At 62.9% G+C, this 24626-nt stretch carries 19 protein-coding genes; 12 read left to right on the top strand and 7 right to left on the bottom strand.

The window, feature by feature from the left end:
* Positions 1–119: 119 nt before the first annotated feature.
* The 6 genes from BV071_RS00180 (at position 120) to BV071_RS35025 (ending at position 12364) form a co-directional block, all read left to right on the top strand.
* Positions 120–683, top strand: a complete 564-nt coding sequence (locus BV071_RS00180) for a PepSY-like domain-containing protein (RefSeq protein WP_265593879.1) — start codon at positions 120–122, stop codon at positions 681–683.
* 98 nt (positions 684–781) lie between these two features.
* Positions 782–1438 (top strand): response regulator transcription factor, encoded by a 657-nt coding sequence (locus BV071_RS00175; protein WP_035600491.1) that lies wholly within the window; start codon positions 782–784, stop codon positions 1436–1438.
* Complete coding sequence (locus BV071_RS00170) at positions 1435–2898, top strand: ATP-binding protein (RefSeq protein ID WP_035600488.1); 1464 nt, start codon at positions 1435–1437, stop codon at positions 2896–2898. The genes BV071_RS00175 and BV071_RS00170 overlap by 4 nt, the downstream gene beginning before the upstream one ends.
* A 149-nt stretch (positions 2899–3047) precedes the next feature.
* Complete coding sequence (locus BV071_RS00165) at positions 3048–8975, top strand: cadherin domain-containing protein (RefSeq protein ID WP_081885677.1); 5928 nt, start codon at positions 3048–3050, stop codon at positions 8973–8975.
* 176 nt (positions 8976–9151) lie between these two features.
* Positions 9152–12076: an autotransporter-associated beta strand repeat-containing protein gene (locus BV071_RS00160; RefSeq protein WP_035600484.1), complete on the top strand. Its 2925-nt coding sequence runs from the start codon at positions 9152–9154 to the stop codon at positions 12074–12076.
* Between the two features lie 141 nt (positions 12077–12217).
* Entirely contained in the window at positions 12218–12364 is a 147-nt protein-coding gene (locus tag BV071_RS35025) for a hypothetical protein (protein ID WP_265593878.1), read from the top strand.
* Between the two features lie 10 nt (positions 12365–12374).
* On the opposite strand, the gene BV071_RS00155 is transcribed toward BV071_RS35025, so the two are convergent.
* Together BV071_RS00155 and BV071_RS00150 are read right to left on the bottom strand one after the other, a co-directional pair.
* Positions 12375–13199 (bottom strand): LamG-like jellyroll fold domain-containing protein, encoded by an 825-nt coding sequence (locus tag BV071_RS00155; protein WP_035600482.1) that lies wholly within the window; start codon positions 13197–13199, stop codon positions 12375–12377.
* A gap of 80 nt (positions 13200–13279) precedes the next feature.
* The gene (locus tag BV071_RS00150; protein ID WP_265593877.1) at positions 13280–14269 is read right to left on the bottom strand and encodes an AraC family transcriptional regulator; all 990 of its coding nucleotides are present in this window, start codon (positions 14267–14269) and stop codon (positions 13280–13282) included.
* A gap of 51 nt (positions 14270–14320) precedes the next feature.
* Between BV071_RS00150 and BV071_RS00145 the strand changes: the two genes are divergently transcribed.
* Both BV071_RS00145 and BV071_RS00140 read left to right on the top strand, forming a co-directional pair.
* Positions 14321–15235, top strand: coding sequence for a phosphoenolpyruvate hydrolase family protein (locus BV071_RS00145; RefSeq protein ID WP_035600479.1), 915 nt, complete (start codon positions 14321–14323; stop codon positions 15233–15235).
* A 29-nt stretch (positions 15236–15264) separates the two neighbouring features.
* Positions 15265–15573, top strand: coding sequence for a Dabb family protein (locus tag BV071_RS00140; protein WP_035600475.1), 309 nt, complete (start codon positions 15265–15267; stop codon positions 15571–15573).
* A 217-nt stretch (positions 15574–15790) separates the two neighbouring features.
* Here BV071_RS00140 and BV071_RS00135 read toward each other — a convergent pair whose 3' ends face one another.
* Positions 15791–17707 (bottom strand): RNA polymerase sigma factor, encoded by a 1917-nt coding sequence (locus tag BV071_RS00135; RefSeq protein WP_035600472.1) that lies wholly within the window; start codon positions 17705–17707, stop codon positions 15791–15793.
* A gap of 128 nt (positions 17708–17835) precedes the next feature.
* On the opposite strand from BV071_RS00135, the gene BV071_RS00130 reads away from it, so the two are divergent.
* Complete coding sequence (locus tag BV071_RS00130; RefSeq protein WP_052572674.1) at positions 17836–18462, top strand: archaemetzincin; 627 nt, start codon at positions 17836–17838, stop codon at positions 18460–18462.
* Between the two features lie 27 nt (positions 18463–18489).
* Here BV071_RS00130 and BV071_RS00125 read toward each other — a convergent pair whose 3' ends face one another.
* Entirely contained in the window at positions 18490–19221 is a 732-nt protein-coding gene (locus BV071_RS00125; RefSeq protein WP_265593876.1) for a DUF1080 domain-containing protein, read from the bottom strand.
* Between the two features lie 328 nt (positions 19222–19549).
* Here BV071_RS00125 and BV071_RS00120 point away from each other — a divergent pair, with 328 nt between their 5' ends.
* Together BV071_RS00120 and BV071_RS32190 are read left to right on the top strand one after the other, a co-directional pair.
* On the top strand, positions 19550–20263 hold the full coding sequence (locus tag BV071_RS00120; RefSeq protein WP_035600467.1) for a hypothetical protein: 714 nt from the start codon (positions 19550–19552) through the stop codon (positions 20261–20263).
* 47 nt (positions 20264–20310) lie between these two features.
* Positions 20311–20904 carry a L,D-transpeptidase gene (locus BV071_RS32190; protein ID WP_052572673.1) on the top strand — a complete coding sequence of 198 codons (594 nt, stop codon included), beginning with the start codon at positions 20311–20313 and terminating at the stop codon, positions 20902–20904.
* 35 nt (positions 20905–20939) lie between these two features.
* Here BV071_RS32190 and BV071_RS00110 read toward each other — a convergent pair whose 3' ends face one another.
* Positions 20940–22085 (bottom strand): RsmB/NOP family class I SAM-dependent RNA methyltransferase, encoded by a 1146-nt coding sequence (locus BV071_RS00110; RefSeq protein WP_052572672.1) that lies wholly within the window; start codon positions 22083–22085, stop codon positions 20940–20942.
* A gap of 131 nt (positions 22086–22216) precedes the next feature.
* Between BV071_RS00110 and lpxA the strand changes: the two genes are divergently transcribed.
* Entirely contained in the window at positions 22217–22993 is a 777-nt protein-coding gene (lpxA, locus tag BV071_RS00105) for an acyl-ACP--UDP-N-acetylglucosamine O-acyltransferase (protein ID WP_052572671.1), read from the top strand.
* On the opposite strand, the gene BV071_RS00100 is transcribed toward lpxA, so the two are convergent.
* Both BV071_RS00100 and pssA read right to left on the bottom strand, forming a co-directional pair.
* On the bottom strand, positions 22919–23650 hold the full coding sequence (locus BV071_RS00100) for an N-acetylmuramoyl-L-alanine amidase (protein ID WP_265593875.1): 732 nt from the start codon (positions 23648–23650) through the stop codon (positions 22919–22921). The two genes, lpxA and BV071_RS00100, sit on opposite strands and share 75 nt — an antisense overlap.
* Positions 23651–23694: 44 nt before the next feature.
* On the bottom strand, positions 23695–24609 hold the full coding sequence (gene pssA, locus BV071_RS00095) for a CDP-diacylglycerol--serine O-phosphatidyltransferase (protein WP_035600464.1): 915 nt from the start codon (positions 24607–24609) through the stop codon (positions 23695–23697).
* Between the last annotated feature and the right edge of the window lie 17 nt (positions 24610–24626).

Genomic DNA, 24626 nt, shown 5'->3' with positions numbered 1-24626 from the left:
TCCGATTATTTGTTCCCGCCGTCAGGTTCCCGTCATCCACGCCGTGCTTTAGTTGCATGCGTTGGCTGCCATCCGGGCGGCCACGAAGATACCAAATCATCTAACAACTGATTACGCCGATGAAACCTTACCCTATTCTCGCGGTCGCGGCCCTACTTCCTATGCTGGCGCTCGCCAAGGAACACGAACTCTCCCTCGACAAGCTTCCGGCCAAGGTCGCTGAGACCATCCGTGCCACAGTCGGCCAAGCTAAAGTCGAAGTCGAGGAGGCGGACGATGAAGACGCTGCTCCCGCCGCCTATAAGGCGGAATGGGACCAGGACGGCAGCAAGCACGAGATCATCCTCGCTGCGGACGGCGCGATCCTCTGCCGCGAGGATGGGATCACGCAGGAGGCCGCGCCCGCACCCGTCCAAGCCGCCCTGAAGGAGCTGGCGAAATCCGGCACCCTGAAGGAGATCGAAAAGATCACCGCGAACAACACCATCAGTTACGAAGCGGAGGTGAAAACCGCAGAGGGCAAGATCGAGGTGAAGTTCGACGCGAGCGGCAAGGAGATCGCCCGCAAGATCGAGAAGAAGGACAAGAAGGACAAGAAGGAAGAAGGCGATGAGGATGAGGACAACGACGGAGACCATGGTCACCACGGCGACCACGAGGATGATGACGATGGCGAAAACTGAATCACACTCGGCGATCCGCTGAAACTTACGCCATGCCCGGGACTGCCTCGGGCATGGCTTCGCTGTAAGAACAAACGAGATCAAGACCACCTGAAACGATGCGAGTGCTGGTCGTAGAAGACTCCCAGAGCTTGCGCAGTTCGCTGCGCCGGGCGCTGCAGCACGATGGCCACGCCGTGGACTTGGCTGCCAACGGCATGGAGGGCCTGGCGGCGACTGGTTTGCATTCCTACGACGTGATCGTGCTGGATGTGATGATGCCGGAGCTGGACGGGCTGGGCATGCTGACCGAGCTGCGCATGCAGGGGAACCCCGTGCACGTGCTACTCCTGACGGCGCGCGATACCTTGGAAGACAAGGTTTCCGGCTTCCGCGCCGGGGCCGATGACTATCTGGTGAAGCCCTTCGCCCTGGACGAGCTGCTGGTCCGAGTGGTGGCCCTGGGCCGGCGCGCGCATGGCATCAAAAAGCCCGTCCTTTCAATCGGCCCGCTCGAACTCGACCTCACCGCCCGCACCGCCAGGCACTCGGGAGCGGAACTCGACCTCACCGCCCGCGAGTGGCGCCTGCTGGAATGTCTGGCACAACGGGCCGGCCAGGTCGTCCCCCGAACAGAAATCGAGGAAAGCATCTATGACGAACTGGTGGAACCGATGAGCAATGTGGTGGATACCGCGGTCTACGGCCTGCGGCGGAAGATCGGGCGAGACCTCATCCAAACCCGGCGCGGGCTGGGCTACGTGCTGGCACCATGAAATCCTTGAGAGCCGCACTCACGATCCGTCTCTTGCTGGGTGGCGTGCTACTTCTTGGCGTCGCGGGCGCCAGCTTCCAATGGCGCTTGAAAAAGGCCCTCGTAGCCGAGTTTGACACCAGCCTGCTGGTTACAGCTCATTCGCTGGAGGCCTTGGTCGAGAATGAAAATGGCAAAATCCGGGTGGAGAGCCAGGCCGAGGAAATGCCCGAGTTTGGCCACCGCGGCGGAGCATCCATCTTCCTGCTGGAACGGGCAGACAGTATCGAGATCCAGCGCTCCTCTTCCTTGGGGGACATGCACCTCGATATCCCGCCCTCCTCCTCAGACATCCCCACATTTTCCGAGCTGACCTTGCCGGACGGGCGCAGCATGCGCTGCGTTTCGCTGATCGTCGACATTGACTCCGAGGAACATGGTGAGAAATCGGATTCTGCATCAATCATCCCGGTGAAGCTACTGGTCGGACGCGAGAACCGGTCTCTCGATCACACGCTGCAGGAGATTGGGAACGCTTCGTTGATCATGGGTGTCATCACCCTGGGTGCATTGGCGGTTCTGCTCCTGTGGGGAATACGGCGCGGGCTGTCCCCACTCGGCAAATTGGTCGAGCAGATTGAAAAGATCGACGGCCGCTCGCTTTCGACCCGCCTGAATGCCGGCCGGACTCCGTCCGAACTCTTGCCAGTGGTGGACCGGCTGAACGAATTGTTGGCGAGACTTGAGCGCGTTTTCGAACGGGAGAAGCGCTTCACAGCCGATGTCTCCCACGAACTCCGGACGCCTATCGCCGAGCTCCGCGCCTTGGCTGAGGTGAACCTCCTGACACCACCGGCCGGCATCCACGAGGCGACCGCCTGCTGGAGCGAAGCCCAGGCGATCGTCCTGCGGATGGAGTCCTTGTCCATCCACCTGCTGGAACTGGCCCGGGCCGAACAAGCGGGCAGTGCGCCCGGTGGTGAAAGCGTGGACGTCAACGCGCTGCTAGACCGCACGCTCGAACGCCATGCTGATGCTGCCGTCGTCCGCGACGTGACCTTTACGATCCGCGCCTGCGGAGCGGTGACGCGCGAGAGCGACCCGGTAATAATGGAACTGATTTTCTCGAACTTGATCGGCAACGTCACCCATCACGCGGTGGCGGGCAGCACCTGCTTGATCGAGCTGGAGCAAGGTCTATTGAAGGTCAGTAACGCCGCCGCCGGACTTTCCGCAGAGGACCTGCCGCAACTATTCGACCGCTACTGGAAAAACGATCGCTCCCGCAGCGACAGCCGCCGTCACGGTATCGGCCTAACCTTGGCAAGGGAGGCCGCGAGCCTCCTCGGCGGATCGCTGGAGGTGGAGTTCAATCCGCTAAGTTCCACGATCACTTTCATCCATTACTTCGATCAGAAGGCCGCGGACCATATTGACGGGATTAAGGATACGATATCCTGCCAGTCCACGGTGAAGTCATGAGGCCGCCACGACGGAGCCCGGGTTAGCGGGAAGGAGGCCAAAGCCTGGCGCGAAGGAGCGATCTTACCCGTGTGGTTTCGCAATATAAGGTGGTGGGCTACCCGCTGTAGGGATGATCGGGCGAACGTGGTAGCGGTGAACTCATTCACATGAGATCCGCCCGCAAACTTCCGCATGCCCTCGCTCTCGGCATCCTGTCGGCATCCTCGCTGTCTGCTGCTCCCCTTGCGAATGGGATGAAGCTGGGAATCGACTTTGGTCCAACGCTGACAGCGAACTGGAACAACATCACGACCAACAACCAGACCATCGCGGCCGGCGCGGTGGTGAATCTTGGCGGCACGGTGCTGGATGGGGTGGCGATCGCCACGGCGAACAGCCAGTTCGTGAATAATGACGGCACGAACAACTGGGCGGGCCTGGCGAGCAATGGCGGCACCCTCCCTCCGGAGTTCGTGGACAGTGTCATCACGGACATCGCGGGCAACTTCTCGCTGGTGCCCGACGACACGCCCTACCGTGTCACCATCAGCGGCCTGAATCCCGCGCTGGCCCTGCGGCTCGACCTGGTCGCCACGGCCACCGGCACGCCGACGGATACCTTCACCCTCAGCGGTGCTGCGACCTACGGGCCCTTCGCAATCGCCCGGCCAACCGCACTATCGCAGGGACTCTTCCACACCTTCACGAACGTCTATCCGGATGCGCAGGGAAAACTCGTGATCGACGTGACCGACAGCGGGGCCGGCAAGAACCCGATTGTGAACGGCATCCTGATCACCGCCGGGCAAACGAGCGGCGCCGATAGCGATGCGGATGGCTTGCCGGACTCTTGGGAGCAGTCCGCCTTCGGCAACCTCGCCCAGACGGCTGCGGGTGACTTCGATCAAGACGGTGACACCAATCTGACTGAATTCGAGACGGGAACGAACGCGGCACAGCTTAGCTCCAACTCCGGCGCGGAGCAGGCTTGGCAGATCGATTTCCAAGGCGGTCCGGGAGGTGGGCTCGGCTCGGCGAATCCCGTGACCTCCACCGCCAACTTCGGCTACGGCAGCAAGTGGAATGCCTTCGAGATTCCCGCAACCAACAACGACGTCTTCGCGAACCCGCCGACCAACCATAATGCGGTGATCGACCCGGTGCTCGGCCCGCTACGCGATGCAGCAGACCACGCCACCGATGTGCGCATGGAGATCTCGGGCGGGGTCTCGGCCTTCAATGTGGGTCGGATCCTCGATCGCGGCGGCGTGGACCATTCCTTCGGTGATCATTGGTTCTGGGGCGCGCAGGGGCGCACCACCGCGACCTTGGGCTTCAGCTTCCGGAATCTGCCGCCGGGGACCTATTCGCTGACGGCCTATGCGAATCCAGACCAGCACAATCCACCTCGCGATTTCGGCTTGGTGGTCGGCACCACCACGGTGCCGATCCATCCAGCCTTCGGGGCCACTTTCTACGCGAATGCCGGGACCTTTGCCGGCACCGTTCGTGAGATCACGGTGGATGGCAGCGGCACGCTGAGCGGCAGCCTGACCACCCTAGGCGGAGACCCTAGCATCGCGGCCATGGTGCTGCGCCGCACTGCTTCGCCCACCAGCGCCATCGCAGTGCCGGATCGCGTGAAAATGAATCACGGCGGCAAGTGGCGGGCGCAGGTGCTGGCGAATGATGTGGTCATCGCGCCACTGGCCTCGGTGGAGATCGTGCAGGCACCGGCATCGGGGACCGCAACGGTGAATGCCGATGGCAGCATCCTCTACCAGCACCTCACAGGCACACCGGCCAGCGACTCTTTCAGCTATCGCATCCACGACGCCTCCGGCACCTCACAAGCGGCCACGGTGAGCATCGACTTCACCACGGGTGTTGTGCCCGCGACTTCGCTGAAGCTTCCCGCGGCCGCGCCGGTGACCGATTATGTCCTGGAGGATGCCTTCGCTGGCCGCGGTGCCTTCAATTTCGGCACGCCCACCTGGATGAGCACCATCCCGGGGAACAACCAGCGCTTCTTCGTCTCAGAGCGGACCGGGATCATCTGGGAGATCCCGAACATCGCGGCGACTCCCGCCACCCGGCAGGTCTTCATGGATTTCACCGGCCGATTGGATCTCTTCACTGAGATGGGCGTGAAGTCCTTCGCTTTTCATCCGCAGTTCCAGTCGGGCAAACCCTACATCTACGTCACCTACAACTACGAGGCCACTCCGAGTTCAGCAGTCGGCACGGTGCGCCTGTCCCGTTTCACAGCGACCGGTGCGGGTTTGGACAGCGTGGATCTCGGCAGCGAACAAATTCTCTTCGAGGTCGACAGCCGCAGCCAGGACCACAACCTGGATAGCTGCCGCTTCGGGCCGGATGGCTATCTTTACGTAGGCTCGGGAGACGAGCGGCGTCCCGGCGAAAATGCACAGACGATCACCAATATGTTCTGGAGCTCGGTGATCCGCATCGATGTGGATCGCAAGGCGGGCAACATTGAGCCGAATGCCTCGACCAATCCTTCGCTGGCGATTCCGAAGACCGGCGGCCTTGCCCACTACTTGATCCCCGCGGATAACCCCTACGCAGCCACCAGCGGGACCGTGAGCTACAATGGCAGCGCAAAGGCATGGGATGCGGTGCGCTCCGAGATCTTCATCACCGGCGTGCGCAATCCCTGGCAGTTCACCTTCGATAGCATCGGCGGCGAACCGGTGCTGTGGCTGGGAGACATCGGCAGTGACGGCAGCGCCAGCCGCGAAGAAGTGAACATCTTCCGCAAGGGTGACAATGGCGGGTGGGACCACCTTGAAGGTGACCGGTTCAATCGCACGATCCCAGTCGGCACCACGGTGCGGGCACCAGAGTGGTTCTACCAGCGCGGCAGCGGGACCTACGAAGGAGCCTCCGTCACCGGCGGATTCGTAGTGAACTCTCCCCAGTATCCGGACCTGCAGGGGAAATACATCTTTGGCGATTGGCTGAGCGGGCACGTCTGGACTCTGCAGCGCGGCCAGAGTCCGGGGCAGCCGGGCGTCCAGCGCATCGGCGGCCTTTCGGGCGTGGTGGGCTTCACCACCGATCCGTCGAATGGCGATATCCTCGCCTTGAGCTGGAACAGCGAAGCTGGTGCGCTATTCGATGGCAGCGGGCAGATGGGCAAGGTCTTCCGCCTGAAGGCATCCATCGCCTCGGGGAGCCCCTTCCCCGCCACCCTGACAGCCACCGGTGCCTTCGCGGATCTCGCGAGTCTGACGCCCAACCCCGGCCTGCATTTTTACGAGCCTAATCTCACCTTCTGGTCGGATCACGCCCGCAAGCAGCGCTGGTTCGCACTGCCGGAAGGTGGACAGCTCAGCTACGCCGCGGAGGGCCCGCTCGCAAGCCCCGCAGGCAGCGTGTGGGTGAAGCACTTCGATCTGGAGACCGAGCGCGGCAACCCTGCGACCAAACGCCGGCTGGAGACGCGCTTCATCGTGAAGGAGCAGGACGGCGGGGTGTATGGCGTCTCCTACAAGTGGAACGAGTCTGGCACCGAGGCCACGCTCGTCGGCGATGGTGGTGATAGCTTCGATGTCCCGGTCACCGATCCGTCCTTGCCGATGGGCCAGCAACAAGTGACGCAGCATTGGCAGATTCCCTCGCGCGCTCAGTGCATCACCTGCCACAATGCGAATGCAGGGCAGATTCTTGGCTTCGACAGCCGGCAATTGAACCGCGGAGATATCCCCTTCCACGGAGCCAGCGGCAACTACCTCCAGCTGCTGGCCGAGGCTGGCTATTTGAGTGGCCTGCCAACGAATCCCACCTCACTGCCTCGGCATCGCCGGGCCGATGAAACAAGTGCGAGCCTGGAGGAGCGGGTGCGGTCCTACCTCGCGGTGAACTGCGCCTATTGTCATGCGGATGCCCAAGGCCTGGACCTTCGGGCCTCGACGCCGCTTGATGCGACACACCTCATCCATGTGGCGGACGGTGGTCAGATCACGGTGACCGATCCCCTGCTGCGCCGCATCCGCCCGGGAGCTCCGGAACATTCGAGCGTGCTACAGCGGATCGCGGGAACCGCTGGCTTCAACCGCATGCCACCGATTGCCTCCAATGCCATCGACCAAGGTGGCGTGGAATTGCTGCGCAACTGGATCCTCGGCGAGGCCAATGGCGCGCCAGTTTCTGCCAATGCATCACCGATCTTCGTGATTCAGCCCGCATCACCATCAGGCACCGTAGTGGGCAGTGTTATTGCCAGCGATCCCGATGCTCCCCGTGACAAGATCCACTACTCCATCGCGGGCGGGAGCAGCCTGTTCGCGATCGATCCATTGAGCGGAGCTATCACGGTGAAGGGCGATCTCTCCGGTGCTGGAGCTACCGTGCTCAGCTTTGAGGTCGTCGCCAGCGATGACTTCGCGGCCAATCCACGTTCGACGAGCATCGCGGTGAAGGTGAATACCAGCGGCATCAATTCGGCACCGCGCTTCCACTCGCCCGGCGACTACTACCTCCCTGCCTCGCTTCCTCAGGGCAGCCGTGTCGGCACGGTGGTCGCGCGTGATCCGGAAGGAGGAAGCGTCAGCTACCAAGTGAGCGGAGGAAATGCTCCCTTCACGATTGATTCGCTCAGCGGCGAGATCCGGGTGAGCGGCACTCTAACAGCAGGCATGAATCACACGCTCCAAGTGCGGGCCAGCGATGGCAATGGCACACCAGCCACAACGGAATTGAGCGTGAGCTTCCATGTGGTTGCGCAGGAATCCAGCCTGCTCGCACCGGAGAGCGGCCGGGTCTTCTGGAATATCGACTTCCAGGGTGACGGCAGCAATACCGCCGCCGGACAGACCACCACACCAGCCACCGCAACCTCAGGGGGCATGTTCTGGAATGCCTTTGCGGTGAAAGCCTACAGCGGAGCCCCGAGCGCCATGAGCGCCAACCCAACGATGAACCTCGCCACGCATGCCGGCGGCACAGCCACGCCGGTGCGCTTCCACATCTTCACGGACGATGACCCCGCCACGGAGATCGGCCAAGGCGTCTATGGCTACAGTGGTCGCGCCGGGGGCAATCCCCTGACTGGCGACTATCTCCTGCTCCTGAATCAAGCCGGCGTGAATGGCCCGCTCTACCACCAGTGGGAAATCACCGGCCTGACACCGGGCTGGCAGTATGACCTCCTGATGCAGAGCGGCTACGATGCCAGCACCGCCCGCGGCACAGCCTTCACGATCGATCTCAATGGCGATGGCAACCTCGCCGACGAGAGCCCGGTCTATCTCACCGCGGCTGCCGACACAGCGGTCAATTCCTGCGTCATCCGCTCCGTCATTGCCGACACGCAAGGCCGGATCCTCGGCCGCTCGGCGCGCGAGGCTCCCGCCGGCCAGACTTACGGCGAGAGCAACTGGGCGGGCATGCAGATCCGAGCATCCCGCAGCAGCCCGGCAGCCTTCACCGCGGCGGGGCCCTTCTCGGTGAATGAGAATAGCCCCGCTGGCACGGTGGTCGGAACGATCAGCGGCGTCGACCCGGAGGGCCAGCCGGTGACCTATGCCATCCAAGGCGGAGACGGCATGTTCGTGATCCACCCCACCAGCGGCCAGTTGTCCCTCGCCGCCAGTCCCGACTACGAGCACGCGGCGATCCATCTCATCACCGTAACCGCGACCGATCCCGCCGGCACGCTTGCCGAGACCACCGTGCAGGTGAACGTCATCAATCTTCCCGACACGAATCTGGAGAAGGTAAGTTCATGGCTCGATTCGCACGCCTTCCCCGGAGGCTTCAATGGCGATCCCGATCACGATGGCATCGCCAATGCTTTCGAGATGCTCTTCGGCGGCGACCCCCTCATCTCCGGACGCACGCCCCTCCTCCCCGGTGGTGCCTTCTACCTCGATGCCGAAGTGGATACCGCTGCTGCTGCGATCCTCGCCCTCCACGCCGAGCACTCGCCCGATTGCCAGCAATGGCAACCCACCGGCCTGGCCCCGGAAGCCATCTCCGAACAGGCTGGCAAGACCCTGCTGCGCTTCGCCGCACCGCCGGCCATAGTCCCTGCCAACCGCCTTTTCATGCGACTGGCGATGGACGAGTAGATCAGGGCTTCCAAGCGAACACGCCATGGCCTCTTCCACCCGAGGGAAGAGGCCTTCTTGTTTCATGGACTCATCATGAGCCATAATGCCGTTTCGGGATAGGTGCATGTGGGGTGGGCCAATGGACCTTTTACTACGAGATGAGTAGTTCTTGGTGACCCGTTGCTAAAAAATCCATGAATCCTCCATCCTTGCGCCTCACTGCATTCTGCTCCCTATCCTGCATCACCACGCTTGGTGCCGCCCCGCTCCTCCCCGGAAAGAAACTCGGCGTGGACTACGGGCCGACGCTTACGGCGAACTGGAACAACTTCACCGCCGTGGGCACCAAGGCCGCGGGAACGGTCATCCACCTGGACGGCAGCGTCTCCGACGGCGTCGTCATGACCGTGGCGAACGGACAGTTCTTCAACAACGACGGCACCAACAACTGGGTGGGCTTGCAGTCGAACACCACCAACATCGCCCCGAACCCCAAGGCCCCGCCGGAGTTTGTGGATAGCGTCACTACCGACATCGCTGGCAACTTCAGTCTCGGCGATGGCACTCCTTTCAAGCTCACCGTAGATGGGCTCAATCCCTGGCTCAGCTATAAGGTCGACGCCGTATCCGCCGCAACGGGAGGCCCGATTGACACCATCACGATCATCGGATCAGTCACCTACCCTGCTTCCGCCATCACCCGCTCGACGGCGGTGGCATCGGGACGCTTCCACCATTTCGACTCCGTGGTTCCCAATAGCGCCGGGGCCCTGGTGATGGACACCATCGATAGTTCCTCAGGCGCCAACCCGATCGTCAACGGTGTCCTATTCGAGGCGGTAGCACCGACGGCCGATGGCCTGCTCGACAACGACCACGACGGGATGCCGAACTGGTGGGAGTTCGCCTATCAATTCAATCCCGCGGACAGCTCCGATGGGGCCGCCGATGCCGATGGCGATGGCTTTTCAAATGCTGCCGAGGCTGCCGGTGGCAGTGATCCGCGGAGTATCATCTCAGTGCCCACGCCGCCGCAGTGGGCAGTGGACGGAGACGGGGCTTGGGGCAGCGCCGGCAGTTGGAATCCAGCCACGGTCCCGAACGGCGTGGACAAGGTCGTGCGACTGTCCGCCAGCACCCTCACCACCGCCACAGCAGCCACTATTGCAACGAATCTTCCGGTCACGCTGGGCTCACTTGAGGTTAGCGGCGACAAGCCTTTCACACTGGGCGCGGCCAACCCGATCACCTTCAGCACCTCGCTTGTGTCCGCTTCCTTGGCGAGCACCGGAGCCAATCAGAATGCCCTCACCTTCCTCGGTGGGATTGTCCTCGCCTCGCCCTTGGAGGTCAATGCCGCCATGGGTTCCGGGATTACCTTGAAGGGCAGCCTGACCGAAAGCGGCGGCCCGCAGACCATCACCAAGAATGGCGGCGGCGATCTTATCCTTGCGGGAGACACAAGCGCCTTCACGGGCAATGTCGTCGTCAGCGCCGGGCAACTCGTGCTCAACCGGAGCGGCAGCGCAAGTTTCCTCAATTTGGTAGACGGCAGCGGCAGCTTGGTCATCACCGGTGGGGGCAGCGTGACACTGCCAAGTTTAAACACCCACAGCGGTGGAACCCAGATCAACGGCAACAGCACCCTCGTCATCGACCAAGCCGGACCACTCGGCAGCGGCGCCTTGCGTCTCGACGGCGGAGTCTTGCGCGCCGAGGGATCCGTGGATGCCATCGGGAAGCCTCTGAACGTGGGACCGCTCGGAGCCACAGTCGAGGTCACGGATGAATTCTTCCTGCTCGCTACGGGTGGCTCGGCCGCTTCCACAGGCACCGTGGCCAAGACCGGCCGCGGCACTTGGCAAATCTCAGGCGGCAATGCAGGGACCATCGGCACATTCACCGTTGCTCAAGGATTCCTCGACCTCGCGCGCAACGATGCGTTCGGCAACCATGTGAATTCGCAACAGGACATGGTGATCGGGGTCGGAGCCCGCGTGACCAACGGGGCCGGCAATACGGGCTTCAATTCCCTCCGTAGCGTGACTCTGTCCGGCGGCGAGCTTGCCGTGACGAACAGCCTGTCAGCACTGACCGGCACCTTCCAAGCCTATGGGATCAAGGAGAGCCTGACTGTCACTGGCACAACCCCTTCCAAGATCACCGACGAACTTGAAGGCACAAATGGTGCCATCAACATCGGCGGCACGACGGACCTCGGCGGCGGTCGCGGCGCGGATCTTGTGGTGGACGTGGGCGACGCGACTTCTAACAGCAATGCCGACCTGACCATCTCCGCGAAGCTGAAGAATTCCGCAAACGCCAGCTACGCGGCGCTCCGCACCGGCTTGATCAAGGAGGGACCTGGCACATTGGTCCTCACCCGCCCGAATACCTACACCGGCGACACCTCGGTGAATCAAGGAGTCCTCTCACTCCGTGAGCCCTACCTCTCCTCCATCGCGGACGTCGCGGTATCAGAGGGCGCCATCCTCAACCTCGACTTCGAGGGCATCGCCGTGATCGATCAGCTCTCGCTGGCCGGCACCGGCATGGCCGCGGGTGAATATGGCGCGCTCGGGTCGGCAGCCCCCGTGATCGCCACGCCCTTCATCACCGGCAGCGGCACCCTGCTCGTCAGCGGCGATCCGGTGGTGGATGTCTTCGCCGATTGGATAAGCACAAACTACCCTTCCCTGCTTGCACCGGACAAGACGCGTGACGCAGATCCCGATCACGACGGTCTCTCCAATTTTGAGGAGTTCGCCTTCGCCGGAAATCCAGCGAGCGCCACGGATGCCGGTCTCCGCCGCTTCGCCCTGGAGAGCGCTGGCAGCGAACGACAGCTAACGCTAACGATCGCCTGTCGCGATGGTGCGAGCTTCACCGGCACGGGACCGATGAGCGCCACTGTCGATGGCGTGAACTACACCGTGCGCGGCTCCACCGATCTTACTTGGCCGGGAAGTGCCATTGAAGAGATCACCGCTGTGACCACGGGTTTGCCAGCCTCGCCACCAGCGGGCTTCAGCTATCATAGCTTCCGCCTCACTGCGCCCGTAAGTGCCAGCACCAAGGGCTTCCTTCAGGCAAAGGCTGAAGCCGAAGTCGCGCCGTAACAAGTTCCGCGGGTCTCCGTCGAGGTCGGGAGACAGCCGCGGATATCACACAGCCGCATCTCCGTGGCATGGGACCCGGAGATGCGGTTTTGTTTTGCGCCAATACCCACGCAGTCGCCCGCAGGCTTGTGGAGATCCGACATGACGATGTGTGGCCTCGGCGCGGGACAGACGGCCTCCTTCGATGCCGGCACCGGCCGAGCGACGATCGTCCCGGAACCGGGTTGCACGCTGCTGGGCGCAGCGGGCGTGCTGCTGCTCTTGCGCCGCAGGAGACAGCATGCTTGAGCGCATCCGCTCACTCCACCTTCAGGTAGTCCTTTTGAAGCGCCGCGATGGCAGACGCCAGTTCCTGATCGCTCAGCGGCCGCTCCCAGATCAGGAAGCGCGCGATCTGTCCATCGAAGGACTCCACTCCAGGGTGATTGATGGCATCGCGCTCCTGGCCCACCGCCATGCGCGAGGGATTAGCGGTGACATTCACCGGGACCTTCGCCGTCGCGGCCGGCTTGTCACCATTGACGAAAAACTCCAGGCCCACCGTGCCGGTGCCCGCCGCCATGCGGCCGGCCAGTACATGGAACTTGCCGACCTCGAGCTTGGGCCCTTCAAGCTTGGGATTGTTCTCATCGAAGCGCCCGAAGGTGATGCCGTTGCGTGCCCCCCACCATGGCGTGTTGTCGTCGTTGAGGCAGCCCCAGATCCCCTCATACTTCTCGCCGTTCCTGAGATTGCCGAAGAAGGAGTTCACATCCTTGAGCCCCTCGCGCTGCTCGTGCACGGCCAGCACGGCGATCCAAGTATGACCCTTGCCGCTACTGAGACCATCGAAGGCATCCTCGTCCAGGCACACCAACTCCTGCTGCCGGAAGTCAACGGTCGGCTTGCCGTTCAAGCCGAGCAGGCTGGGCCGGCCGGAGCCGGGTTCCTTGCGACCCTCGTCGCGTTTGACGAATTCCTTCGCGGTGGGAGCGACCGCCGCTTGATTGGTCCAGGCGACCACCTTGTCACCGTCTTCCACCTTGAGGCCCTTGGCCGCGTTCAGATCAATGACCAGCCCCTTGTCGGGAAGCGGCTCGGCGGTGGCGGTGCAGATCAGGGCGAGCAAGGCAAAGCGGTGCATGGAAGCTTCTACGCAGCTCCGACTGGATTTCCAACGCCATGTGGGGCTGAAATATCCGCGCGTGGGCTCTTCCATCCGTCTCAGGCCTCCGCCTGCGGAAAACCCGGCATCCCCAGCGCCTTGCGATGCTCGGAAGGCCGCCAGCCGATCCACTTCTTGAAAGTATTCGAGAAGGTGAAGGCACTCTCGAAACCGACGGCATGGGCGATGAACTCAACCTTGTCGTCGGTGATCGAAAGCAGATGCCGCGCACGCTGGAGTCGCAGGAAAGTAAGGTGCTGCATCGGGCTGCGGCCGAGCTCCTTGCGGCAGACGCGGCGCAGGTGCTCCTCGCTCATACAAGCGATCCCCGCGAGCTCCGTGAGTGTCCACGATTTCGCAAGATCAGCCTCCGCGCATTGCCAGACGCGCCATAGGCGGTCATCGGCCTGGTGCGGTTGAGCAAAACGCAGGACATAATGATGGACCAACTCGCTCCAGTGGTGCAGCGCGGAGACTCCCCGCAGTGAACCGGCCTCGGCATACAGCCCCTCGATCGCAGCCTTCAACGGCGAGGGGTCGAAAGCTCCCATGACTGGCGAGATCGTGGACACGATCGGCCGTGCCTCGCGCGATTCATGATAGCGCACCCAGGCGAACTTCCACGGGCGGCCCGGCTGGCACTTCAGCGAGTTCATCACAAAGGGCGGTTGCAGGCAGGCTTGGCCCGCGCGGACCTTCCGCCACTGGCCATCGGCGAGCACCACACCCTCCCCCTCAAAGCAAGCGATCATGAAGGTACCGCTCTGGTTGGTGCGCAGCACCTCGAAGGGCGGCACCGCTTCCATGATTCCTGCGTGCGAGATGTGATGCTGGGTCAGCAAGGGGCAAGCATGCCCCTTCTGCAGCCAGTCACGGGTATCCGCAGGGTCAGCACGAACCACCTTGTAAGCGGTGCCACTTCCCAACACTTGGCGATCCTGGGGACTCGTGCGCGAAGCCAGCATAGAACGAATGTCCGTCAGGCTATTTCCTGCAATCGCAGCCGTCGAGCCTTCATCTACCGCAGGGTGGGTCTGTGATAGATGCATGTGGGGTCGCCATGCTAGACCGCTGGTCCCGCCTGCGTCCTAGAATCCACCATGCCAAATCCTTGGACCGGAAAAGGAAATCCCTACACCCGCAGTGAAGTCCTGGAGCGTCTCCACGACACCCTCTCGAAAGGACTGCCGATCATCGCCGCCGGGGCGGGCACCGGCATCAGCGCAAAGTTCATCGAGAAGGGCGGAGCCGACCTGATCATCATCTACAACTCGGGCCGCTTCCGAATGGCCGGCCACGGTTCGACAGCCGGCCTGATGGCCTATGGCGACGCTAATGCTGTGGCCATGGAGATCGGCGAATACGAAGTGCTCCCAATAGTCGAGGAGGTTCCAGTGATCTGCGGCGTGCATGCCACTGACCCGCGCCGCCGCATGTGGCACTGGCTTGGCAAGGTGAAGGACATGGGCTTCAGCGGGGTAAACAACTTCCCCACCCACTGCATCATCGACGGTAAATTCCGCCAGATCCTGGAAGAAACGGGCATGAGCGTGAAGAAGGAGTTCGAGATGGTCGCCCTCGCCCGGAAGATGGACCTCTTCAGCATCGTGTATGTGGATGCGCCGGAAGAAGCGAAGGCGATGGCCGAAGCCGGTGCCGACGTGATCATCGCCCACGCGGGCACGACCATCGGCGGCTCCGTGGGGGTGGTGGATGCCACCATGTCCCTGCCTGAGGCAGCGAAGCGCACTCAGCTCATCATCGATGCCGGGCGCAGCGTGCGCGACGACATCATATACCTAAGCCACGGTGGCCCGATCAACACGCCGGAAGATGCCGCCTACATCAACGAACACACCGACACCGTCGGCTTCGTCGGAGCCTCCTCGCTGGAGCGTATGGCGGTGGAGCAATCGCTCACCAATCTGACGCGCGAGTTCAAGGCTATCCCGGTGAAGCGCAAGCACTCGCCCGGCAAGCGTAGCACGATGACGGCGCCGGCAGGCATCCACTGAGAAGAACTCAACTTCCACCAGCATCGGACATGGTCAGACACTTCGGCGTATTTCAATTCAAGGCGGGCATTTCCCCACTGCAGATCGAGACCTGCTTCGCGGAGATGCAAGGCATGGTCGGCAAAATTCCCGGTTTGTTAGCCATGGAGCAGGGGCCCTACCAGAGCTCGGAGGGCCTGAACGACGGCTTCACCCACGGCTTCATCATGAGTTTTGAAAGTGCCGCACAGCGCGATGCCTATCTGCCGCACCCCGAACACGAGCGAGTGAAGGAGATCGTGGTGCCCTGCCTCGAGCGGGTGGTCGTATTCGACTTCTCATTACCCAGCCCCGGCTGAGGACAGAAAAGGCATCCCTGAGACCAGGAGCGGCAGCCGCCGGGATATGGGTTCTCTACCCCCATCGGCTGCCGCCCGCTCAGTCCGCCGTCGTCTCACACCAAAACCCCTTAAGGGCGAAACGACGGCTGTTTCTCGCTGGTGGAGGATCTATCCGGCACAAGGCCGACGCGCGTTATCTCCAGCAAAGTTATTCGTCGTAGCTAACCGCCTGCCTTCATTGCTCTTTCGCCGCTTGGGTACGCAAGAGGCCCTCAAAGGCGCCGATCGGCTCCCGGAACACCGGATCCTCTGCATGGGTGGACTTCCACGCCTCATACTCCTCGGGCTTCTTCCCGTGCCAGACCGAGAGCGCCGTGAGAATGCCACTCATGCGCGGCCCCTCCGGCAGATGATCCGCCCAAGCCACGGCCTCGTCGCCATTCCATGTAGCCCATTCTCCAGCCATGGAGGCCGGGAATCCGGACTGCTGCATCCACGGCTCATCGATGAAGCGGTCGATAAACGCGGATTTCTTCTCCGGTGTCAGATTGACCAAGGTCCCCATCAGCGTGCCGAAACCTTGCTGCTTGAGAGCGCCAAGATCCGAGCTGGATCCGGCCGGAGCTTGCAGGCCATCCATCCACTGCGCCGCCGCTTCCGCGCCCTGATCGGCGACTTGCTGCTGTACGAGCGTGGCCATGAAACCTGCTCGCTGGCCCTCCGGAAACTGGTGCAAACACTCCCACGCATAGCCGATGTCAGCGCTGGCGATCCCACCGATCAGCGAGCGCGAAAGCTCGGTCTTCACCACGCTTTCCGGCAGGCGGTTCCACCACTCGGCCGCCGCCTGCGGATCCTCCACCGCCCAAGCCATCATCGCCGAATGCTGGGCATCGAAGGGCGGCCGGTTGAGCTGGTCGCCCGGCGGGTAGATTTTGTTCATCGCGGCCTCCCCGCCCAGCATCGCGGCGGTAGAGAGGAAGAGATCGTATTCGCGCGGGAAGAGCCGGCCCTCCTGATCATGCCCCGCGAAACTCGCGGCAATCGCCTCGAAGTCATCGGTCTCGAAATGGCTGATGAAACGCGAGAAGAGCCGCAGGCGCTTCGAGGGATTCTTCTCGAAGAGGATTTCCTTCGAGCGAGCCTCCACCGCCGCAGTCCGTTGTGGTCCCGGTGGCAAGTTCTGCCAGTCCTCCTCCGCATTGCGCGCGGCGGCACCTGAATTGCTAGGAGAAGGGCGCGAACGGGCCGAGGCGGCACCGGGCGACGCAGCAGACGCTGAGTAAACGGACACCTGCTTCTCCAGCCGGGTCTTCTGCTCCTCCAAGCCGACGATGGAATGGTGCTGGATGGCAATCCAAGTCGTGGCCAGGACGGCGGCAATAGCAGGCACGAGGACCGTGGTCGTTTTCATGGCGGCGGTGGTAAGGACAGAGGTGCTGGCGACAGTCGTGGCGACCGCACCGCCCCCAAGGGCAGCCGCCGCCAAGGCCTTCGAAGTCATGAGCGAGACGGCGGGAGCCGCGGCTTTCACATCCGCAGCGAAACCCAAGAGCATCGCTGCCGCCAGGGTCCCGCCCGCTTGGCAACCGCGCTGCGCAAGCTGGCCGCGCAGCCGTCCGCTGGCGCGATCGAGCCGCTTCTGCGCGGCATCCACCGCGATCCCCAGGGTCTGCGCGATTTCGCGAATGCTGAGCGAGCGGTAGAAGCGCAGCAGCAGAGCCTCGCGGTCGCGGTCGGAAAGAGCGGCCAGCGCCTCATCGAGCACGGGCTGCATCTCCGCCCAGATCCCGGCGGGCTCGGCAGCGGCAACGGGAGGGACAGATGGTTCCATGGCAACCTTGAGGTGGAGGCGTTTGCGGTCTTCCCGGCGATGCGAGCGGAGCAGATTCTGGCAATTCATCCGGGTGGCGCGGTGAATCCAGCCACCAAGCGAATCGCAAGCCGTCAGGGACTTCGCCTTGCGGGCGAGCAGGATAAAGGTGAGCTGAGAGGCTTCGGCAGCCATCGAGTCATCGCCGCAGATCCGCTTGGCAGTCATCAGCACCAGCCCGGCATAGCGCTCCACCAGCGCGTGGAAGGCGGGCTCACTGCCGCTGGCCAGCCACTCGGCGAGCAACTCGGGATCGGATCTACCGGAATCCTGCATCATAAGGAAAATGTCCGGATCGGGACCGTAGCGGACAGCTTGGCGGCGGATTTTTCAAGAAAGCTCCTGGCCGCCGATTCCCATTGATGCGCCCACACCCTTGGCGCGAGGCTCTCATCCCATGAAGTCCCTTGCCTGCACCACCCTACTCCTTCTCGCCGGCATCACCCGCGGCGAAGAGCCCCCCCCAGCCGAAGGCCGCCCCGATCGCCATCCAGCCCCTCGGCAAGGTCAGCGCGGAGCGGCTCGCGACCGTGAAGACCGGTCTCGAAAAATCCTTCGGCCTCGGTGTCGAACTCCTCCCCGCCCTGCCCCTGCCTAAGGAGGCTTGGTATGAACCCCGCGAACGCTATCGCGCGGAGAAGCTCCTCACCCACCTCGACGCAAAGGCACCTGCCGCCCACACCGTCGTCATCGGTATCACCGAGAAGGACATCTCCACCACCAAGGATGAACACGAGGACTGGGGCATCTTCGGCCTCGGCGATCTCGTCGGCCGGGCCTGCGTGGTATCCACCTTCCGCCTCTCCGCCCGCGGGGCCGATGAAGCGAAGCTCCGCGAGCGTCTGCGCAAGGTCGCCATCCACGAAGTCGGCCACGTCGCCGGCCTTCCCCACTGCCCGCAAGCCGGCTGCGTGATGCGTGATGCCGAATCGAGCATCGCCACCGTGGATGAGGAGAACGGCGAGTTCTGCCCGGACTGCAAGGAACGCGGTCAGGCGGGGCTCACGAAAAAGACTCAAGCGCGCGTGAAGTGAGTCACGCCGCCGCCGGACCCGCTCCGCTCAGTCATCCAGCGGCTTGAGCTCGATATTCCGGAACCAGACCCCCTGCCCCTCTGCCTGCAGCGCGATGTGACCGAAGCGCAGCGGTGTCTCCGCACCGGCAGCGTAAAGCTGCTTGGTCGCCTCGATCCGGCCCTCGGGGTCGAGCTGAGGCTTCTGGTAGTGCAGCACCTCCTTGCCATTCACCCGGTGGATCACCTGCTCGTCGCCATGGACCTCCAGCTCGATCTTCACCCATTCGCCAGCCGGAAAGGTCGGCGCGGTCGACTCCACGATGTGCTGAGTCACTAGCTTGCCATCGATCTCCAGATTGGTCCCCGGGGTACAGACGTTCGCGGTCGAGCGCTTGCCCTTCCCTTCGTCCGCCAAAAATTGGAACTCGAGGCTGACCGGAAACGATTGCTTCAAACCCATGCTTAGGGGGGACTGAGAGTGATACATGACCCCACTATTCAGGTTCACGTAGCTCGGGGCATCGGCCATCATCTTGCCCTCGAAGCGGTATTCCATCCGCAGGATGTAGTGAGAGTAGACCAAGTTCGAATAGAGGTGGCCGTACTGGCCCTCGAACTTCGGGTAGTCGGCGTAGGAGACTTTGATCATCCCATCCTCCACCCGGAAAGTGTTTAAGGCATTCTCACCCGCCGGGTGTCCGGTGATCTTCGGCGTCCAGCCATCGAGATTCACCCCGTTGAAAAGCTTCACCCATTCCCGCTCCGCGGCTGGAGCCATGGCGATTGCCGCGAGGAAAAGACTGCACCCAAGAACGTTCCGCCGGATCATGAATCGATTCTCGAAATCCGACCCCGCTGGTCAATCTTGCGTCGGCAAAAGTTTGATTGAAACAACAGTTCCGCTCAACTGGCAATGCCGCAAACGATTCATTGAATCAATCGCTTCACAAATTGTTCACAAGATGTGAATAACTCTACCTAGTGAACTGATGATAGTTTTATTAGATGAACTCTCACGCTCGAATCTTAAGAGCCGGTTAAAGCTTGGATTCATCGATCGAGCAATCGTTTGAAAGGAAGATTGCTGGCTGCCGTTTCCAATCCAAGTGACCGTCACACGCCTCTCAGCCCTGTTGGCCGCGATCGTTCTCGCGGCCTCCTCCTACCACTCCGCGAACGCCGCCGAGTTGAGCGCCGACGATTACGAGCCAGCCCGCAGCATCCGGGGCTGGCAGGTTCGGATCGAGAAGTCGCTGGCTGACTATCCTCGCCGTCAGGCAGCTCTTGACCTGCTCGACCAGAAGCTCGCCGACGTGGAAGCAGCGGTGCCAGCCGCCGCCCTCCCCCAGCTCAAGCAAGTCCCCCTTTGGCTGAGCCGGAGCTCCTCGACCGGTGCCTGCTATCACCCCTCTCTGGACTGGCTCCGGGAGAACAAACGAGTGATTGAAATGGCTCGTTCGATCGAGATCCAGAACGTCGACAACTTCCTCGACTGGTCCGGCACCCAGCCGTCCATGATCCTCCACGAGCTGTCCCACGCCTGGCATCACCGCTCCCTGCCGCAGGGCTACGACAACCCCGAGGTCCTTGCCGCATTCCAGCAGGCCCAGGCCAGCGACAAGTATGAGAAGGTGCGCCGCACGGGTGCCAAGGAGCAGCGCCACTACGGCATGAACAACGCGATGGAATACTTCGCCGAGTGTAGCGAGGCCTACTTCGGCCGGAATGACTTCCAGCCCTTCGACCGCGCGGAGCTCAAGGAATTCGACCCCAGCGGTTTCGCGATGATCGAAAAAAGCTGGAAAAGCAGCACTAACTAGTGGCACGATCCGGGCGTCCACGCACTCACCCCGCCGCCCGCCTCTCCATGACCCGATTCGCCTGCGCTGCCCTCCTCGCGATAGCCCTACCCTCCTGCGCTTACTTCAAGCCGCAACCGCCGCCCAAGGCTACCACCGTCCTTTCAGACTGGCACGATGACGGCGGCCCCGGCGAAGTCTCGGTGGAGATCGACCTCGGCCGGCAACTCGCCATCTACAAGCGGGGCGACCGCCCGATCGGCTGGTCCTTCGTCTCGACTGGCAAGGAAGGTCACTCCACCCCGCCCGGCAACTACACCATCACCGAGAAGATGGAGCTCAAGGAATCCAACCGCTACGGCTGGATCGCCGATGCCGCAGGCAATGTGACCAACGGCGACGCCCGCCCCACCACCCCGGTGCCCGAGGGTGAGTTCTACCATCCTGCGCCGATGCACTACTGGATGCGGATCACCAACTACGGCGTGGGCCTGCACGCCGGCGAGATCCCGCTTCCCGGCGAGGCCGCCTCCCACGGCTGCATCCGCCTGCCGAAGGACTTCGTCCCGGAGCTCTACGCCGTGGCCAAGGTCGGCACCCCGGTGAAGGTCGTCCGCGGCAAGCGCCCGCCGCCGGAGCAGATCGGGCTGGTGGATTTGTGAGCGACCCTCTCGTAGCGGACTGGCTGCGCCATTCGCTACAAGGCCAGCCGCGCCGCATAGAACCCGTCCCACCCCGTGGCCGAGGGCGAGACCTTGATCTCCGCCTCCACCTTGAATCTCCCGTCTCGCTCGGCCAGCGACTCCAGCTGCCCTTCGTTCTCCGAGGGCAGCACCGAGCAGGTCGCATAGACGAATTTCCCGCCCGGCTTCAGCAACTCGGTGTAGTGATCCAGCAGTTTGCGTTGCACCCTGCGGGTCTTCTCGATCGTCGCCTCGTTGAGCCGCCACTTCAGGTCTGGCTGGCGCCGCAAAGTCCCCAAGCCGGAGCAGGGCGCATCAATCAAGACCCGATCGGCCCAGCCGGCGTAGCGCTTCAAGGTATCCGCCCGCCAGGAGTCGGTGCGGATGATGCGGGTCCCCGCTCGGCTGGCGCGACGCCGAAGCTCGCTCAGCTTCGCCGCGGATAGATCCATCCCCACGATCTCTCCCCTGCCCTGCATCAGCGCGGCGAGGTGCAGGGTCTTGCCGCCAGCACCGGCACAGGCATCGATCACCCGCATTCCCGGCTCTACTTCGAGCAAGGGCGCAATCATCTGCGAGCCCGCATCCTGAATTTCTACCAGCCCCTCTGCGGCCAGCGGCTTGGGCAAGCTCTTGCCCTCCGGCAGCACCAGAGCGTCCGGCGCGCCATCCACCGGCGAGGCCTGCACGCCGTTATCCGCCAGCCAGCCGATCGCTTCGGCGGGCGTCAGCCGAAGCCGGTTCACCCGCAGGAAGACGGGAGCCCGACGGTTCAGCGCCGAAAGCTCCGCATCCCACGCCCCGCCGATCTCCCGGGCGCAGCGCTCGTCCAACCAATCCGGCATCGACTCATGGATCGCGCGCGGCTCGGAACCCAGCAGCTCCTCGCGTGCCGTCATTTCCGGCACCCGGCGGCCCTGCCAGCTCCACCAGTCCGGGATCTCTAGACCGGCGCGGTTCCATTGCGCCGCGCACAGCGCCTCCAGCGAGTCTCCTTCCACCACGAAGGCAAGGGCCCGCCGCCAGCGGGTCACTTCGAAAACCGTCTCCGCGATGAAGCCGCGGTCGCGTTTGCCCCACTTCGGGTTCGCGCGGAAGGTTTGCTCCAGCTCACGGTCCAGCACCCGGCCGCCCTCGAAAACCCCGCGCAGAATCTCCATGCATCCCTCGGCCAGCGTCCGGTGTATCCTCACGCCCGGGACCATGGCCGGGCCCGGGCGGTACTCAATGGTGAAAAGGTGAACCCGCTCTGTCCCTTGCCTCCCGCATCCCCTCTATCTACAAAACCCCCGTGCCCAGCATCCATCCCACTGCCCAAGTTTCCGCGGAAGCCGAACTCGCCGACGACGTCAGCGTCGGCCCTTTTACCGTCATCGAGGGCCCGGTGAAGCTGGCCGCAGGCGTGAAGATCGGCGGCCATGCCTGGATTTCCGGCAATACCTCGATCGGCGAGGGTTGCGACATCGGCTGGGGTGCCGTGGTCGGCTGCGATCCCCAGGACCTGCATTTCGATCCCACCTGCGGCTCCGGTGTGGTGATCGGTCCGCGCAATATCCTGCGCGAGTACGTCACCGTCCACCGCGGCGCGAAGGCCGGCGGTCTCACCGTCATGGGCGAAGGCAATTATCTCATGACCGGCGTGCACCTCGCCCACGACGTGCGCTTGGGAGATGGCAATATCTTAGCGAACAACGTGATGCTCGGCGGCCACGTGCAGATCGGCGACAAGTCATTCATCGGCGGTGGTGCGGGCCTACACCAGTTCGTGAAGATCGGTAACCTCGCGATGGTCCAAGGCAACACCGCCGTCAGCCAGGATGTACCTCCCTACTGCATCGTCTACGGCATCAACCAGCTCGCGGGCCTGAACTCCGTTGGGCTGAAGCGAGCCGGCTTGAGTTTGGAGGAGCGCGCAGCGATCAAACGCGCCTATCAGCTGATCTTCCACCCGCTCAAGCTCCGCCAGGAAGCCATCGCCGAGGCCCGGGCCCAGTCATGGCCTGCGGTCGCGGAGAAGCTGATTGAGGCCGTGGCGAACCCATCCAAGAAGGGTGTAATCAGTCCATGAGGGCCAATCTCGATCCAGCCATTCCATGGGCTTGGCACGCGGCTCATCGTGGACGGCCATGATCCCATCGCAAATCGCCTGTGCCAGGGTCTGCTGGTAGGCCGTGGATTGGCTGCGCACGCGCTCCACCGGGTGGCTCAGGAAGCCGCACTCCAGCAGCACGGCGGGCCCCTTGGTCAGGCGCAGCACCCTGAGGTCGAGCCGCCGCTTGATCCCGCGGTTGTCGGTATTGAGCTCCTTGGCCATGCGGTTCTGGATTTCCCGCGCCAAGGGCATCGAAGCCGGTCCGCCGTAGAAACTCTCGACGCCGCGGAAGATCCAGCTCGAGCTGGAGTTGAAATGGATGCTAACGAAAATCGAGGACTCCTGCTGTCGGTTCGCGACCTCGATCCGGCCATCCGGTGGGAGAAAGATATCGCTGCGACGGGTCATCTCGGTCTTGAGCCCCTTTTTCTTCAGCAGGGCTTCCACTCGCTCCGCCACTTGAAGCGTGAGTTGCGACTCCTTTACTCCCGCCCAAGAGGTACCCTGGTCGTTGCCGCCGTGGCCGGCGTCGATCACCACGGTCGAGAATTCCAAGGCCCGCGCCGCGCCGATGCCTCCCACGGCAAGCAGCCAAGCCGAGCCTGCGACCGCGAAGTGGCGGCGGATGGACACCAGAGTCCCCATGATGATCCCGACTGGTAAGCCGGAATCATGCCTCATTCAATCCGATTCTCCGCGTCCGGCTCGGTCTCGGACGATTCCTCAGCACCATCGGGACCATCGGGACCATCGGAATCCTCGGTAGTCTCCTCGATCTCCTTCTGCACCTTCACGGAAAGGAAGGGCCGCACCGCCAGGCCATACAACAGGTAGGCGCTGAAAAGCACCGCGGGCATGATGTAGTGGAAGCGCACGATCGCGATCACGGTCACCACCGCGAACACGATCACCAGCGGGGTGCCGCGGGTCCGCCAGCCGACTTTCTTGAAGCTCGGGTAGCGCACGTTGCTCACCATCAGCATCGAAAGTCCCAGCATCGCCCCGGCCAGGACATATTTCCATGCGCCGAGGTTCACATCCCGCTCGTTGTAATAGATGACCAGATAGGTCAGGGAGGAAATGAAACCCGCAGCCATGGGAATCGGGATGCCGCGAAAATCCGAGCCGACATGGGCAGACTTCGGCAGGGCTGCCAGGCAATTGAAGCGCGCCAAGCGGATGGCACCGCAGAGGACATAGATGCAAGCCAGCCCCCAGCTCAAACCGGGCACCCTCACTTCCTCATCCAGCGGGAAGAGCACCGCCTTGGCCATCAGCAAGGAGGGGGCCATGCCGAAAGAGATCACGTCCGCCAAGGAGTCGAACTCCCGGCCGAAGGGCGATTCCTTGCCTCCGAGACGGGCCAGACGCCCATCCAGCAGGTCGAAGATACAGGAGGCGAAGATCAGCAGGATGGCCTGCTCGTAATATTTCGCCGCCTCCGCGAAATCGTAGCCGCCGCCCTTGGTAGCCATCATGATACCCTTGAAAATCGTCAGCACCGCGAAAAAGCCGCAGGCGAGGTTGCCGGCCGTCATCAGGTTCGGCAGCAGGTAGATTCTCGGTTCGTTGGGATCGACGTAACGCGACATGCGCCGGGAACATGACC

The sequence above is a fragment of the Haloferula sp. BvORR071 genome, from assembly GCF_000739615.1.
In the GTDB taxonomy this organism is placed as follows: domain Bacteria; phylum Verrucomicrobiota; class Verrucomicrobiia; order Verrucomicrobiales; family Akkermansiaceae; genus Haloferula.
Note: the sequence above shows the minus strand (reverse complement) of the source record. Positions and strands in the feature narration are given on the sequence as shown.